This window comes from Aquiluna sp. (assembly GCF_965064355.1).
In genome coordinates, this window is sequence record NZ_CBCHRQ010000030.1 from 1 (window position 1) to 15,032 (window position 15,032).

Here is a 15,032-nt window from a genome sequence, read left to right on the forward strand (position 1 = left end):
CCAGAACTGGTGTTGACATCTTCCGCATCTTTGATGCTCTAAACGATGTCGACCAAATGCTGCCTGCAATTACCGCGGTTAGAGACACCGGAACTGCTTTGGCTGAGGTTGCCATGAGCTACACCGGAAACCTAAGCGATCCTGCTGAGACGCTTTACACCCTGGATTACTACCTTGAACTTGCGGACAAGATCGTCGCTGCGGGTGCTCACGTTTTGGCAATCAAGGACATGGCGGGTCTTTTGCGACCTGAAGCCGCCAAGATTTTGGTTACGGCTCTCAGAGAGCGTTTTGACCTGCCGGTTCACCTCCACACTCACGACACCGCAGGTGGCCAGTTGGCCACGCTGCTAGCCGCAATTGAGGCTGGGGTGGATGCAGTAGACGTTGCCAGCGCACCGATGGCTGGAACCACTAGCCAGCCTTCGGCTTCGGCACTTGTGGCAGCGCTGGCATTTACAAAGCGTGACACCAAGATCGGCCTGGACAAGGTAACTGACCTTGAGCCTTACTGGGAAGCGGTCCGCAGGGTTTACGCACCATTTGAGTCTGGCCTTCCAGGACCAACCGGTCGCGTTTACCGACACGAGATTCCGGGTGGTCAGCTATCTAACCTTCGTCAACAGGCAATTGCGCTCGGGCTAGGCGACCGCTTTGAGCTAGTCGAAGAGATGTATGCCGAGGCAAACCGAATCTTGGGACGACCACCAAAGGTGACCCCTTCCTCCAAGGTCGTCGGTGACCTAGCTCTGCACCTGGTTGCGGTAGCGGCGGACCCTAAGGACTTTGAGCAAAACCCTCAGAACTACGACATCCCGCAGAGTGTCGTTGGATTTATGGCTGGGGAACTTGGAGACCTTCCAGGCGGCTGGCCAGAGCCATTTAGATCCAAAGTGCTCAGCGGTCGAAGCGTAGACATCTCAATTACTCCGGTTCCTGCGGAGGACTTGCTAAAACTGAACTCCAAGAACCACACCGAGGTTCGTAGCACCCTGAACCGACTGCTGTTCCCAGGCCCTACCAAGGACTTCCAGCGCACCACTAACCTCTATGGCCAGCTGGACAAGCTCGCGACCCTGGATTATCTGTACGGCCTCGAGTCAGATATTGAACACGTAGTTGAACTTCGCAAGGGAATACAACTGTTTGTAGGCCTTGAGGCAATCGGTGAGGCAGATCTGAAGGGCTTCCGCTCTGTCATGGCAAAGCTAAATGGTCAGCTCAGGCCAATCACCGTTCGCGACCACAGCATTCAAGTTGCAGTTGCCAGTGCTGAAAAAGCTGATCCAAACCAGCCTGGTCACGCTGCCGCGCCATTCACCGGAGTTGTAACGCCCAAGGTTGTTATCGGTGACACCGTTCTGGTCGGCCAGCCGATTGCAAGTATCGAAGCGATGAAGATGGAAGCCAATATTGCGGCTCCTATTGCAGGTCGCGTGGTTCGACTAGGCGTTGCAGGTCCAACCCCGGTTGAAGGCGGAGACCTAATCGCGGTCATCGAGTAGGTTGCGGTGGCAGTAAGGGAAATTCGACTATTTGGTGATCCAGTTCTGAAATCACCAACCACCGAAATCAATGATTTTGATTCAGTCAAAGGGCTGATTCAGGACCTACTCGACACCACAGCCCTTCCCGGTCGTGCGGGAGTTGCAGCAACCCAGATTGGCGTTGGTCTTTCTGCTTTCTCCTATAACGTCGACGGCAACATCGGTTACCTAATCAATCCCGAAATCGTGAAGGTAGAGGGCGAGATAGAACTTCTAGAAGAGGGCTGCCTCTCGGTCCCAGGACTTTGGCATATGACTCCAAGGTATCCAAAGGCCACTGCCCGCGGCTACCAGCTGGACGGTAGTCAAATTGAGGTTTCAGGTCAGGGGCTTATGGCCCAAGCTCTCCAGCACGAGTGTGATCACCTCAAAGGACTCTTGTATTTAGATCGACTAGAAAAAGAAGAACGCAGGTTGGCTTTCGCCAACCTGCGTCAACAGACCTGGTTTCTTCCCTAGCCGTAGATTCTGTCTACGTGCAGGGCGAAGTCAGACATAACCTTTGGTCGCTTGATCTTTAGCGATGGAGTTAGGTGACCAGATGCTTCGGTTAGCTCAACATCCAGGATCTCAAACTCCTTTATCTGCTCAGCAGTTGAGAACTTCTTGTTCACAACGGCAATTGCACCAGCAATTTCTTCGCGAATCCTTGGGTGCTTGGCAGCCTCGGCAAGGGTCAACTTCTCAGCGATGCCGTTGTTTGCGGTCCAAACTGGAACCATCTCTGGGTCCAAGGAAATCAAAGCGGAGATGAATGGCTTTGCATCACCAATCACAACAACCTGGCCCACCAGTGGGTGAGCGCGGATTGGGTCTTCGATCGGAGCCGGAGCTACGTTCTTACCACCTGCGGTGACCAAGATCTCCTTTTTACGACCAGTAATCGTCAAGAAGCCATCTTCGTCTAACTCACCAATGTCTCCGGTGCGGAACCAGTCTTCCGAGAATGCCTCACGAGTAGCACTCTCATTGCGCCAGTATCCGCGCATCATGTTGATGCCGCGAAGCCAAATTTCACCGTCATCGGCAATCTTGATGCCGGTGCCAGGAAGGGCTCGGCCTACCTTGCCGATCTTCTGCCAGCTGACGCGACCAATGACCGCAGCGGCTGCAGTCTCGGTTAGGCCATAACCCTCAAGAACGATTAGCCCGATGCCGCGGAAGAAGTGACCCAGGCGAGCACCCAGTGGCGCTCCTCCGGAGATGGCGTACTTGACCCCACCACCCATGGCAGCGCGGAGCTTGGAGTAAACCAGCTTGTCAAACAGCCCGTGCTTGACCTTCAGACCAAGTGACGGTCCACCCTTAGCATCAAGAGCCTTGCTGTATTCGATAGCAGTCTCTGCGGCAGCGCGGAAGATCTTGCCCTTGCCGGCAGCTTCGGCCTTTAGCTCTGCACCGTTGTAAACCTTCTCGAATACACGAGGCACCGCAAGCAGGAAGGTCGGCTTGAATACTGGAAGCACTTCGCCAACCAGCTTGGTGTCACCTAGGTGACCAACTCTGATGCCGGAGTAGATGCAAAGCACCGATACGTAACGAGCCAAGATGTGAGCCATTGGCAAGAAAATCAGTGAGTGCTGCTTGTCGTTGGCAATTTCAGGAAGCTCTGCCGCTGCGTTCTTGCAGTGGTCAACCAGTGAGCGGTGAGTTAGCTCACAGCCCTTTGGGTTGCCAGTGGTACCAGAGGTGTACACGATGGTTGCCAAGTCGCCTAGCGATGCATTGGTGCGTGCGGTTTCTAAGACCTCGTCCGCGACGGTCTCGCCGGACTGGTGCAGCTTGGTGAAGTCTGCAGAATCGATCTTCCAAACCTGGGTAACCCTAGGAGTGTTAGAGCGAATCTGGTCAACACGTGACTGGTGCTCCTCGTTCTCAATAAACAAAGCGACAGCATCTGAGTCTGAAAGGATCCACTCGATCTGTGACGGGGAGCTTGACTCGTAGATAGGGACGGTTACAGCACCGGCAAACCAGATCGCAAAGTCGATCATCGACCACTCGTAGCGGGTCTTGGACATGATGGCCACGGCCTGTCCAGGCTTTATGCCAGCGGCAATCAATCCCTTACCCAAAGTGCTTACTTCGGCTAGGAAGTCACCAGCGGTGACATCACGCCAGCTCTTGTCTGGGTTCTGTCTTGAAAAAAGTGGGTGCTTTGGGTTCTTGGCTACCCGCTGAAGCAATAGATCTGTGGCATTTTCCTGCGGGTTTGATTCCACCAACAGCGGCACATCGTAAAACGTCATTGTTTTCTCCCATTCGAGTTTCAAATACTCTAATCGCCACTTTGAGTGTGCGAGCTACAACCTTTGTAACTATTTTCCTGATTTTTTGTAACCTTCCGACAAAGCGCTAAAATTTAGCTTCGTCAATCTGTGAGGAACAAATGCTCTCGGTCGGTATCGACATCGGTGGCACCAAGATTCTTGGTGCTCTGGTAGATGAGCATGGCCAGATTCTTTACGAAACCAAGGTGCCATCACCCGCCCAGGATCCAGATCTCATGGTTACTACTGTCGTCAACGTAATCAAGGACGTCATGGCTAATACCACCTCCGAGATCGTCGGAGTCGGTGTGGCTGCTGCCGGGTTCATTGATGCAAGTCAGTCCATAATCTTGTACTCCCCAAATTTGAAATGGCGCAATGAGCCATTTCGTGACCGCCTCCAGGGTCACCTGGATGTTCCGCTGGTGATTGAAAACGATGCCAACGCTGCAGGTTGGGCTGAATACAAATTTGGAGCCGGGCGCGGCACCAAAGACATGGCGATGCTAACCCTAGGCACCGGAGTCGGTGGGGCAGTGGTTGCTGACTACAAGCTTCGCCGCGGTGGTTTTGGAATTGCTGGCGAGCTAGGTCACGTTCGAGTTGTCCAAGACGGGAAGCAGTGCGGCTGCGGTCGTAAGGGCTGCGTCGAGCAGTACTCCTCCGGGACAGCGGTACTAAAGGCCGCAAAGAAGCTTGCTGCCAGTGCCGGCCCCGCAGGACAGAGACTGCGGGAACTCAAGGCCGAGGTCGGGGAATTGACCGGTGCACAGGTTTACCAAGCACTGTTAGAAGGCGACGCCGGTGTCTATTCCATCTTCCGCGAGGCCGGAAGGTACCTGGGCCAGGCTATGGCTACCATGACCGCGGTTTTAGACCCACAGGTCTATGTCATCGGTGGCGGGCTATCCGATGCCGGCGAGATGATTCTCGAACCAATTCGAGAGGGTTTTTTGCAGGATCTGCCAGCCCGAGGGTTTAGGCCAGAGGCCAAGATTGTGACGGCCGAGTTTACGAATCAGGCTGGAGTTATTGGAGCTGCCGACCTAGCGCGCGAGTCGCTCGCTAAGCTGTAAGCATCGCGACTGGAGCACAAATTGGCTTATTTCATTATCAAGAACTTCATTCTTGGCCCAATTCTGCAGATTTTGTTCCGTCCCTGGGTCAAAGGTTCTAAGAACGTCCCAAATGCTGGTGGCGCAATCCTCGCGTCCAATCACCTATCTTTTTCTGACTCAATCTTTTTGCCGCTCAAAGTGAAAAGGCCAGTTACCTTCTTAGCTAAGAGCGACTACTTCACCGGCAAGGGTGTAAAGGGTGCGCTGATCCGTTGGTTCTTCAAGGCGACCGGGCAGCTCCCGATTGACCGTTCTGGCGGCAAGGCATCCGAAGATTCGCTAAACACCGGTCTTGGCGTTTTGGAGCGAGGCTTACTGCTTGGAATCTACCCGGAGGGAACTCGTTCTCCCGATGCAAAGCTTTACCGCGGCAGAACCGGCATTGCTCGCATGGTGCTAGAAGCCAAGGTCCCAGTTATTCCAGTTGCCATGATTGACACCGAAAAGGTGCAGCCAATTGGTTCAAAATATCCAAAGATTCGCCGAGTTGGAGTAGTTATTGGTGAACCAATGGACTTCACACGATTTGCCGGCATGGAGGGAGACCGCGCAGTGTTGCGCGCTGTTACCGATCTAATCGTCTACAACATCATGCAGCTGAGCAATCAAGAGTATGAAGACGTATACGCCTCCACCGTAAAGAACCGCCTTGCTCGGGCCGCATAGCTAAAGGAACAGATTGACAGACTTTGGATTAGACAACTACCTCAAGCTAGAGGCTAGGCAGCAGCCAACCTGGGCCGATGCTCAGGTGCTAGAGCAGGTAAAGAAGGAACTCTCGGTTCAACCACCTTTGGTGTTCGCCGGTGAGGTAGACACCCTGCGGGAGCGCTTGGCGCAAGCAGCCAGGGGAGAGGCATTCCTATTGCAGGGCGGCGACTGTGCCGAGACTTTTGTTGATGCCACCGCAGATCGCATTCGTAACCGAATCAAGACCGTGCTGCAGATGGCAGTGGTCTTGATGTATGGCTCATCGCTACCGGTTATCAAAATGGGCCGCATGGCCGGGCAATTTGCAAAGCCAAGATCCTCTGATTTTGAAACCCGTGATGGCGTAACCCTCCCTGCCTACCGCGGCGACGCGGTCAATGGCTATGAGTTCACCGAGGAGTCTCGTCGCAATGACGCCAGACGCCTAATGCAGGCGTACCACACCTCTTCCAGCACCCTGAATTTGATCCGCGCCTTCACCACCGGTGGATTTGCTGATCTTCGTCAGGTGCATGCTTGGAACAAGGGCTTCACCGACAATCCTGCCAACAAGCAGTACGAGTCAATCGCCGGTGACATCGATCGCGCCATGAGGTTCATGGAGGCTTGCGGCGTTGATTCCGCGGAGCTTCGCGCCACAGAGTTCTTTGTCTCTCACGAGGGATTGCTGTTTGATTACGAGCGTCCGATGACCAGAATCGACTCTCGAACTGACACTCCCTATGTGACCTCAGGTCACTTCGTCTGGGTGGGTGAGCGCACCAGACAGCTAGATGGTGCACACCTTGACTTCTTCTCTCGGGTTAGAAACCCACTGGGTGTAAAGCTTGGACCAACCACCTCGGTTGATGACCTAAAAAAGATCATCGAGAAACTAGACCCAAACCGCGAGCCAGGTCGCTTGACCCTGATTTCTCGAATGGGTGCCGGCAAGATTCGCGAAGAGCTACCAAAGCTAATTCAGGCAGCCAAGGAAACCGGCTCAACGCCACTGTGGATCACCGACCCAATGCACGGCAATGGCATCACCACCGAGAACGGCTACAAGTCGCGTCGATTTGAAGACGTCATGGACGAGGTCATGGGATTCTTTGAGGTTCACCGCTCCCTTGGCACTCACCCGGGTGGCCTGCACGTTGAGCTAACCGGTGACGATGTCGCCGAGTGCCTTGGTGGTTCTGAGATGATCGACGAAGCTACCTTGGCGCAGCGCTACGAATCGGTCTGCGACCCTCGCCTAAACCACATGCAGTCACTCGAGCTAGCCTTCTTGGTTGCCGAGCAGCTCGTTCAAACTCAGAGGAGATAGTCGATGTCACTTCCAGGTGTCGATAGCTGGCTAACCATTGACCAGGCCGGTGAACAACTAGGTATCTCTGCATCCAAGGTGAGAAGGTTGATCGAGGAGCACGTGCTGTTTAGTGTCCGAGTCGACAAGCAGCCAATGATTCCAGCTCACCTAATTCAAAACGGTGAACCGCTTTCAAGCATTCGAGGAACCCTGTTCCTGTTACTTGACTGCAGCCTGACTCTCGACGAGGCTATTCAATGGATTTATGCCGAGAACGAGCACTTGGGTAGAACTCCGATTGCGGCACTTCTTGAGGGGCACAAGGCTCCGGTTAGAAGAGCTGCCCAGTCACTGGGCTAAAGCCCTACTTACTGCGGTTGATTACCGCGTCAGTCAGATTCGCAAGTTCTTTACGACCCTGCTCTGAGATTTCCAGCTCAGCTAGCGCTTCAATCGCCCTGTCTGAGTACTGCTCAATCAAAGCTTCAGTCTTGGCAAGGGCACCGGAGTCCACAATGGCATTTCTCATGAAGTCGATCTGCTCGATATCGAGATCTCCGCTAACCAACAGCTCTTCAAAGATGTTCGCAACGCTTACCGGCAGTGCTTCCAAGGTCAGACCAATCAAAACAGTTCGCTTACCCTCGCGAAGGTCATCGCCGGCCGGCTTTCCAGTGACCTGAGGGTCGCCAAAAACACCAAGAATGTCGTCCCTGAGCTGGAATGCAAGACCCAGCGGGATCCCAAAGTTACTCAGGCTCTTCAGCTCTGATTCGTGAGCACCGCCTAGGGCGGCGCCAATCAACAGTGGTGCCTCAAGGCTGTATTTGGCGGTTTTATAGAGCATTACCTTGTTGGCTCGAGCCACTGCCTCAGACTTCGAACGAAGTGGTGCGGCATTTTCCTCTAGGACATCAAGGTATTGACCAGCCATAACCTCAAAACGCATCTTTGAGAACTCGGTTCGACAGGCTGCTTCAATCACTTCGCCGGGGGAGTGCAGCAGGGCGTCACCGAAGAGTTCCGATGACCAAGACAACATCATGTCGCCCACAAGTACTGAACCTGCAACTCCAAAGCGCTCCGCGCTGCCAGCAAATCTGCTGGATTGGTGCAAAGACTCGAAACGCTTGTGGATCGCAGGTTTCCCTCTGCGTGTATCGGACTGATCCAGTAGATCATCGTGAACCAGGGCTGCCGCGTGGAACATTTCCAGCGCGGCCGCCACCGAAACCACAGGCGTCTCAGCGCTCAGTTTCTCGGTGGCAACCTCTACCACTTGGTAGCCCGCCCAGGCCCAGAAGGCAAACAGCGCGCGGAATCGCTTGCCGCCGGCAAGTAGATCTTGGGTGTAGTCGATGATGGGCACTAAGTCATCTGAGATCTCAGTTAGCTCAGAACGCTTGAGGTCGCAATACACATCCAAACGGTGCTGGACCAGATTTAGTAGAAAACCTTGAGACATAGGGGATAGCCTAACTGAGCTTCGCTGTTTACAATTAGGGAAGATTGGAGTTCACAATGGGACTATCTGAGCGCGAGCAAAAACTGCTCGAAGAGATGGAACGCAACCTTATGGCGCAAGACGCCGAGTTTGCTAAGACCATCTCCAGCACCACCAGTGCCAATCAGTCGGCAGGGAAGCTAGTGCTTGGCGTGTTGATTCTGCTCTCCGGCCTGGGACTTTTAGTCTTGGCCGTTGCCCTACAGGTGGCATTTTTTGGTGTCGTTGCATTCTTGGTAATGGTGATTGGGCTGGTTATCGCCAGCGCAAACTTCAGACTTCCGGAACTTCCAGCCGCAGGCGACAAGCCAAAGACAGCTTTCTTTGAGGATCGTTGGAATCAACGCTTCGGCAACGAATAGCAAAACCTGACCTAACCCCGCTTTCGCGGGGTTTTTTCATTTAAAAAAAGTGACCAAAACGTGATATAAAACACGCCAAATTAATGCAAAGTGGAGGAAAGTGGAGTAAAGTGGAGGAAACAGCTTGGGAAAGGGGTCGAAGTGCTACTTGGTACTCACACGCCCAAGCTGGACGAAAAGGGCCGCCTAATTCTTCCCGCCAAGTTCCGCGATGAGCTTGGTGACGGTGTTGTTATCACCCGCGGCCAAGAGCGATGCCTCTATGTCTTCTCCACCAAAGAATTCGCATCCGTGCACGAGAAGATCCGCCAGGCACCGGTTACCAACGAGGAAGCTCGTCGCTACCTACGTGTCTTCCTATCGGGTGCAACTGATGAGACCCCAGACAAGCAGGGTCGAGTGCTACTGCCACAGCTACTTCGCGATTACGCGAACCTTTCCAAAGAGTTGGTCATTATCGGTGTTGGCGCAAGAGCCGAGATATGGGATGCCCAGACCTGGAATGACTACCTAGCCCGCAACGAAGACAGTTTCTCCTCACAGGCGGAGGAGGTGATCCCCGGGTTGTTCTAACCCTGCACCTTGGCCCTTGGCCGTGTACCGGCCTTCTTCCCCGAAGTCGGAACAAGTGAAAATCAAGCTCACAAACGGACAAGGACCAAGGTGCAGGGCAGGACAAAAGGGATTCTCATGATTCAAACTTCCCAATTGCATTCCCCAGTAATGCTTCAGCGCTGCCTTGACCTATTGCAGCCAGGCTTTAGCGTTTCCAAGCCGGTGGCAATCGACTGCACTTTGGGGCTTGGCGGCCACACCGAAGCGCTATTGGCCCAAAACCCAACCTTGACTGTGATTGGAATCGACCGCGACCCAAGCGCGATTGCTCTTGCCTCTGAGCGCCTTGCGCAGTTCGGTGAGCGCTTTATCCCAGTGCTTGCGGTCTACGACGAGATCGAATCGATTTTGGACCGACTAGAGATTCCAGCGGTCCACGGAATCTTGATGGACCTCGGCGTCAGCTCAATGCAGCTTGATGTTGCAGAGCGTGGATTCTCTTATGCGCAAGAGGCAGAGCTAGACATGCGCATGGATCAGACCAGCGGTAAAACTGCGGCTGACCTGCTAGCCAGCATGGATGAGAGCGAACTAGCTCGAATTTTCCGTCGCTACGGCGAGGAGCGCTTCGCAGGACCAATCGCTAGGCGCATAGTTCGCGAGCGTGCTGTAACTCCAATCACAACTTCAACCCAGCTGAACAAGATCGTTATCGATGTTGTCCCGGTTGCTCCCGGTAAGACCAACGGCCACCCAGCCAAGCGGATTTACCAGGCCCTAAGAATTGCTGTCAACGATGAGCTGGGTGTCCTTGAAGACGCCATGCCTCAGGCGATTGACGCGTTAGCTGTTGGCGGTCGACTAGTGGTTATGTCTTACCACTCCCTGGAGGACGGGATTGTCAAAGATGCCCTCCAAGCGGCCGCCACAAGTTCTACTCCGGTTGACATGCCAGTCGAATTGCCTGGCACTGCACCGGTTTTGAAGATCATCACCCGTGGCGTAGAGCGCGCCACGGAATTGGAACTGGAGAAAAACCCAAGGTCTGCTTCGGCAAGGCTTCGGGCTGCAGAAAAACTGGAGGGTAACTAATGGCGGTTTACATGGTTTCGCAGGCTCAGGCAAGGCAGTTGCGTCCAAATATGACAGCCGGTCTGATCATCGTGGTTGGCATCATCGTCCTGCTACTGGGTCAGCTGGCACTAAACATGGTCCTCACCCAGGACGCGTACCACCTACGTTCGCTAAAGCTTGAAAAGCGTGACCTTGCCACTGAGGTTCAAATCCTTCAGGAAGAGGTCGACTCGTTGGCATCCCCGCAGAACCTGGCCGATGCCGCGAACCGCCTAGGTATGGTCGCTAACCCAGCTTCAGTCCTTTTGGATATCGAGAACGACCGAGTATTTGGTAAGCCTCGTCCTGCCAGCGCAGAAAATGCGGTCGTAGTCTCCGCAAACCTTGTTGCCAACTCTGCAATGGGAACCGTCTCTGATTTCACCGCGGCAACGGTTGCCAGCGCTGCGGTATCTGAGAGTGTCGAAACGCAGAAACCAGCCCTTTCTGGCCTAGTTTTGGAGTCGGGTCTCATCCCAGCTTCACCAACCAGATAGGCCACCATGGGTACGCACCGATCACTGAGTCGCAGGCTCGGTGTATTTGCCCTAATTCTTGTGGCTATGGTTGTTGGTCTTGGAATTCGCCTAGTTGATTTCCAGGTTGTTCGAGCCGCCGAGATTCGCGAAGAGTCGTTCAATTCGCGCTCAATTACTCAAACGCTTCCCGCCCTTAGGGGTCAAATCCGCGATTCTTCTGGGCAGGTGCTTGCAAGGACCGTCTTCCGCTACGACGTGAATGCCGCACCCAAGAATGTCGGTAGCGTCTTTAAGACTGTTGACGGCGTTCGCACCGAGCGCACGGTCGAGCAAATCGTGGCAGAACTTGCTCCGCTGATAGAACTAAGCACACAGGAATTAACTTTGTTGCTCGCCGGAGATAGCGAGTATTCGAGCTTGGCCAAAAAGGTTGATGCCGAGACCTACAACGCCATTAGGGAACTGAGCATCCCTTGGATTTACTTTGATGCATTTGCAGACCGGTTGTATCCAAATGGTGCAGTTGCTGGAAACGTGATTGGTTTTGTCGGTTCCGATGGTGCACCACTAGCGGGGCTTGAGCGTCAATACAACACCTGCCTTGCGGGTATTGACGGCCAGGAAACTTTTGAGCGAAGTGCCGAAGGGGTTCGCATTCCAACCTCAAACGTCACTACCCAGCCAACCCAAAACGGCGGCACCCTGAACCTTGCGATAGATGCCAACCTGCAGTTCTTTGCTCAGCAAGTTTTGGCTGACACCGTGAACAACCTAGGTGCGCAGTGGGCATCAGCGGTGGTCGTGGAAGTTGAAACGGGCAAACTTTTGGCAGCTGCTGAAGCCCCATCGGTTGACCCAAACGATCCGGCAGCCTCCGATGCCAACAACCGCGGTTCAAAAATCTTCCAGGCAGCATTCGAACCAGGTTCGATCATGAAGGCGCTTACCTCCGCCATGGTCTTGGACACCAAGACTGCTAACGCTTACGACACCGTGAGAGCCCCTGACTACATGAAGCTTGACTTTGCCGGTGGTTGGATCAAGGACAGCTTTGGACATGAGCCATTCAACCTAACCCTTGGAGGAGTCCTTCGGTATTCCTCCAACACCGGAATGTCTAGCTTTGGAGTCAAGATCGACAAAGAAACTAGATACAACTACCTGCAAAAGTTTGGTTTTGGGTCTGTTAGCCCACTTCGATTCGAGGGTGAGAGCTCAGGAATCTTGCACAACTACAAAGACTGGGACAAGATGACCAACTACGCCACGACCTATGGTCAAGGTATTTCGGTCACTGGAATTCAGATGGCTTACGCCTACCAGGCGATGGCTAACGAAGGCGTCAGGCTAGACCCGATTCTGGTGGAGAACTGCACGGCCGATGATGGCTCAATCATTTATCAGCCAAAACAGAACGCCACCCGTGTGGTGTCCAAAGAAACCGCAAAGCTGAACCTAAACCTGATGGAAAAGGTTGTTGAGTTTGGTGGCGTCGGTCGAAATGCACAGATAGATGGCTATCGCGTTGCTGGTAAAACCGGTACCGCGCAGATCAAGGACGGCTCTGGGTACGGATCACAGTTCGCGATTTCCTTCTATGGTCTGGCTCCGGCGGAGAATCCAAAGTTCATCGTAGGCATCACCATCTACAAGGCAGTTGGCGTATCAAACTCGCTTCAGGCGACCTTCCCATTCAAAGCGATCATGCAGCAGGCTCTCAAGACCTATCGCGTGCCACCATCCACCACGAAATCCCCAGACCTACCATCAGGATCCAACGGTGAAGTCGAACCTCGCAACTAGTCTCCTGGCTCAGAAATTCAGTCTTTCTCGAAGCGGTGACGATGTTGAGATCAACTCAGTCGCTCTGGCCTCGAATTTGTGTAGACCAGGTTCGCTATTCATTGCAACCCAGGGGCTAAAGCACCACGGTCTGGATTTTTTGGATCAGGCACTGGCAAACGGCGCTGTGGCAGTTTTGTCCGATAGGGAAGTAGCGGGTGTTGCATCCCTTGTGCACCCGGATCCAAAGTCAATCGCGGGGGATATTTCCAACCTGGTTTATGGCACCACCGAATCTGGCATGACGCTATTTGGGGTCACCGGAACCAACGGTAAGACTTCCACCACCAACTATCTGCATCAGCTTTTGTTGGGCTTAGGAAAACCCGCTGGTATGAGCGCTTCGACCAGTCGAATCGTTGGAAAAGCTGAACTTCCTGCCACTCTCACCTCACCCGAGGTCACTGAGCTACATGACCTATTGGCGCAGATGCGATTAGCTGGCGCGCACCACGCAGCCATCGAGGTCTCCGCCCAAGCGCTTATCCGACACCGAGTAGATGGTGTGGCATTCGAGGTTGTGGGTTTTAGCAATCTGTCTCGCGATCACCTAAATGACTTTTCAACCATGGAGCAGTATCTAGCCGCCAAAGCAGCGTTATTCACAAAGAAATACGCCAAAAAAGGCGTTGTTCTTGTCCAGGATGACTATGCCCGACAGCTTTTAGAGTCCTCCAAAATCCCAGCGGTGGGCATTGGAAAAGGACTGCATTACAGCTATAGCTACCAGGCTGAGCAGCTAACGATTTCCGGCAAGCACGAGCTCAGCGTTCACTTTTCGCAAGGAGCACTGATGGCCAAGAACTTGGTTCTGGCGCTAGTGATGTTGCTCGAAGCCGGTTTTAGCGCAAGTGAACTTGAGGCAGCGGTTAGCTCAACAAAGCTTTATGTTCCAGGACGTTTAGAGCTGATTTCTCAAGCAAAGCCCCATGTTTATGTTGACTATGCCCACACTCCTGCCGGGGTGGAGAGCGCCGTGATGGAGTTGAAACAGCGTTACCCAACCCTTACCTTGGTGCTAGGTGCCTCTGGAAATCGAGACCAGGGCAAGCGCAGCCAAATGGGTATTGCGGGATCGAATGCGGATCTTTTGATCATCACCGATCAGCACCCAAGGGACGAAGATCCGGCAAGTATTCGACACGCCTTGATCACCGCAGCTGGGTCTAACTCGGGTTCGGGCAGAATCTTGGAGATTCCAGACCCAGCGCAGGCGATCAAGCGAGCAGTTTCAGAAACAACCGAAGACTCCGCTGTGCTGTGGTGTGGTCCCGGGCACCTCACATATCGGGAGATTGCCGGTCAGAAAGTCCCATTTGACGCAAGGGCGCTAGCGAAAGAGGCGGTTGAGTCATGATTGCACTGACCCTCGCCGAAATCGCTGCTGCGATAAACGGAAAAGTAGTTCAGGGTGACGAAAATCTAGTTGTTCAAGGTGGAGCTGACACCGATTCACGGTCACTGGAAAAAGGTGGCATTTTCTTTGCCAAATTAGGTGAGCACGAGGATGGACACCGTTACCTAGAGCAGGTCGCTGATATTGCCGCCCTTGCGGTGGTTTCAACTCCAAACCCCTCTGTAAAGATCGCGCAGATCCAAGTTGAGGACACCGTTGTCGCACTCACAGATTTGGCAAAGTATGTCCTTGCCAAAGTTCGTGCCAAGGGCGGGCTTCAGGTCGTTGGCATCACAGGTTCAAATGGCAAGACTTCAACCAAGAACATGCTTCGCGAGATTCTCTCCAGGGTCGGTGAAACAGTTGCTCCAAGAGACTCTTTCAACAATGAGGTCGGACTTCCGCTAACGGTCTTGAAACTACAAACCAGCACCAAATACCTCGTTTTGGAGCTTGGTGCCGCCGGAGTCGGTTCTATCAAGGCCCTAGCGAGCTGGTGCCTGCCGGATATCGGAGTGGAGCTCAAGGTGGGTCTTGCGCACGTTGGTGAATTTGGGGGAATCGAAGTCACAGCTCAAATCAAGCGCGAGATGATGCCTTTTATCCAAGGCGTTGCGATCTTGAACGAGGATGACCCGATTGTCCGAGGCTTCGAGCCAAACCAAGGAGTCAAGCGTGTCGGATTTGGTTTTGCTAGAGAGGCCGACTTCGAAATCAAGTCGGTGGATCTGAGTCTTGGCGGCACCAAGCTCGCTATCTCCTACCCAGACGGTCAAGTTAGTGAACTAACCCTGAAAATGCTGGGGGAGCACCAGGCGATGAACGTTTCCGCTGCGCTGGCGGT

The 15,032-nt window shown here is 53.6% G+C and carries 15 protein-coding genes; 13 read left to right on the forward strand and 2 right to left on the reverse strand.

Annotated features, from left to right (window positions below; all coding sequences use genetic code 11):
- Both AC128V_RS04005 and AC128V_RS04010 read left to right on the forward strand, forming a co-directional pair.
- The coding region (locus AC128V_RS04005; RefSeq protein ID WP_482763394.1) for a biotin/lipoyl-containing protein at positions 1–1,505 on the forward strand (1,505 nt) is incomplete at its 5' end.
- Positions 1,506–1,511: 6 nt separating this feature from the next.
- On the forward strand, positions 1,512–2,006 hold the full coding sequence (locus AC128V_RS04010; protein ID WP_482763395.1) for a peptide deformylase: 495 nt from the start codon (positions 1,512–1,514) through the stop codon (positions 2,004–2,006).
- Here AC128V_RS04010 and AC128V_RS04015 read toward each other — a convergent pair.
- Positions 2,003–3,796 carry an AMP-dependent synthetase/ligase gene (locus AC128V_RS04015; RefSeq protein WP_482763396.1) on the reverse strand — a complete coding sequence of 598 codons (1,794 nt, stop codon included), beginning with the start codon at positions 3,794–3,796 and terminating at the stop codon, positions 2,003–2,005. The two genes, AC128V_RS04010 and AC128V_RS04015, sit on opposite strands and share 4 nt — an antisense overlap.
- A 140-nt stretch (positions 3,797–3,936) precedes the next feature.
- Between AC128V_RS04015 and AC128V_RS04020 the strand changes: the two genes are divergently transcribed.
- Genes AC128V_RS04020 through AC128V_RS04035 form a run of 4 tightly spaced genes read left to right on the forward strand, consistent with a single transcriptional unit; the run spans position 3,937 to position 7,297 of the window.
- The gene (locus AC128V_RS04020; RefSeq protein ID WP_482763397.1) at positions 3,937–4,893 is read left to right on the forward strand and encodes an ROK family glucokinase; all 957 of its coding nucleotides are present in this window, start codon (positions 3,937–3,939) and stop codon (positions 4,891–4,893) included.
- 21 nt (positions 4,894–4,914) lie between these two features.
- Positions 4,915–5,601, forward strand: a complete 687-nt coding sequence (locus tag AC128V_RS04025; protein ID WP_482763398.1) for a lysophospholipid acyltransferase family protein — start codon at positions 4,915–4,917, stop codon at positions 5,599–5,601.
- A 13-nt stretch (positions 5,602–5,614) separates the two neighbouring features.
- Entirely contained in the window at positions 5,615–6,955 is a 1,341-nt protein-coding gene (locus tag AC128V_RS04030) for a class II 3-deoxy-7-phosphoheptulonate synthase (RefSeq protein WP_482763399.1), read from the forward strand.
- 3 nt (positions 6,956–6,958) lie between these two features.
- Entirely contained in the window at positions 6,959–7,297 is a 339-nt protein-coding gene (locus tag AC128V_RS04035) for an Rv2175c family DNA-binding protein (RefSeq protein WP_482763400.1), read from the forward strand.
- Positions 7,298–7,301: 4 nt separating this feature from the next.
- Here AC128V_RS04035 and AC128V_RS04040 read toward each other — a convergent pair whose 3' ends face one another.
- Complete coding sequence (locus tag AC128V_RS04040; protein ID WP_482763401.1) at positions 7,302–8,402, reverse strand: polyprenyl synthetase family protein; 1,101 nt, start codon at positions 8,400–8,402, stop codon at positions 7,302–7,304.
- Positions 8,403–8,458: 56 nt separating this feature from the next.
- Here AC128V_RS04040 and AC128V_RS04045 point away from each other — a divergent pair, with 56 nt between their 5' ends.
- From AC128V_RS04045 to AC128V_RS04075, 7 genes are all read left to right on the forward strand, one after another.
- Complete coding sequence (locus AC128V_RS04045; RefSeq protein ID WP_482763402.1) at positions 8,459–8,803, forward strand: DUF3040 domain-containing protein; 345 nt, start codon at positions 8,459–8,461, stop codon at positions 8,801–8,803.
- Positions 8,804–8,944: 141 nt separating this feature from the next.
- Entirely contained in the window at positions 8,945–9,376 is a 432-nt protein-coding gene (gene mraZ, locus AC128V_RS04050) for a division/cell wall cluster transcriptional repressor MraZ (RefSeq protein WP_482763403.1), read from the forward strand.
- Between the two features lie 117 nt (positions 9,377–9,493).
- On the forward strand, positions 9,494–10,450 hold the full coding sequence (gene rsmH / locus AC128V_RS04055) for a 16S rRNA (cytosine(1402)-N(4))-methyltransferase RsmH (RefSeq protein WP_482763404.1): 957 nt from the start codon (positions 9,494–9,496) through the stop codon (positions 10,448–10,450).
- On the forward strand, positions 10,450–10,968 hold the full coding sequence (gene ftsL, locus AC128V_RS04060) for a cell division protein FtsL (protein WP_482763405.1): 519 nt from the start codon (positions 10,450–10,452) through the stop codon (positions 10,966–10,968). The genes rsmH and ftsL overlap by 1 nt, the downstream gene beginning before the upstream one ends.
- A 6-nt stretch (positions 10,969–10,974) precedes the next feature.
- The gene (locus AC128V_RS04065) at positions 10,975–12,753 is read left to right on the forward strand and encodes a peptidoglycan D,D-transpeptidase FtsI family protein (RefSeq protein ID WP_482763406.1); all 1,779 of its coding nucleotides are present in this window, start codon (positions 10,975–10,977) and stop codon (positions 12,751–12,753) included.
- Positions 12,731–14,149 carry a Mur ligase family protein gene (locus AC128V_RS04070; protein WP_482763407.1) on the forward strand — a complete coding sequence of 473 codons (1,419 nt, stop codon included), beginning with the start codon at positions 12,731–12,733 and terminating at the stop codon, positions 14,147–14,149. Before AC128V_RS04065 ends, AC128V_RS04070 begins: the two co-directional genes overlap by 23 nt.
- On the forward strand, positions 14,146–15,032 hold an 887-nt coding region (locus tag AC128V_RS04075; RefSeq protein ID WP_482763408.1), incomplete at its 3' end, for a UDP-N-acetylmuramoyl-tripeptide--D-alanyl-D-alanine ligase. The genes AC128V_RS04070 and AC128V_RS04075, both read left to right, overlap by 4 nt.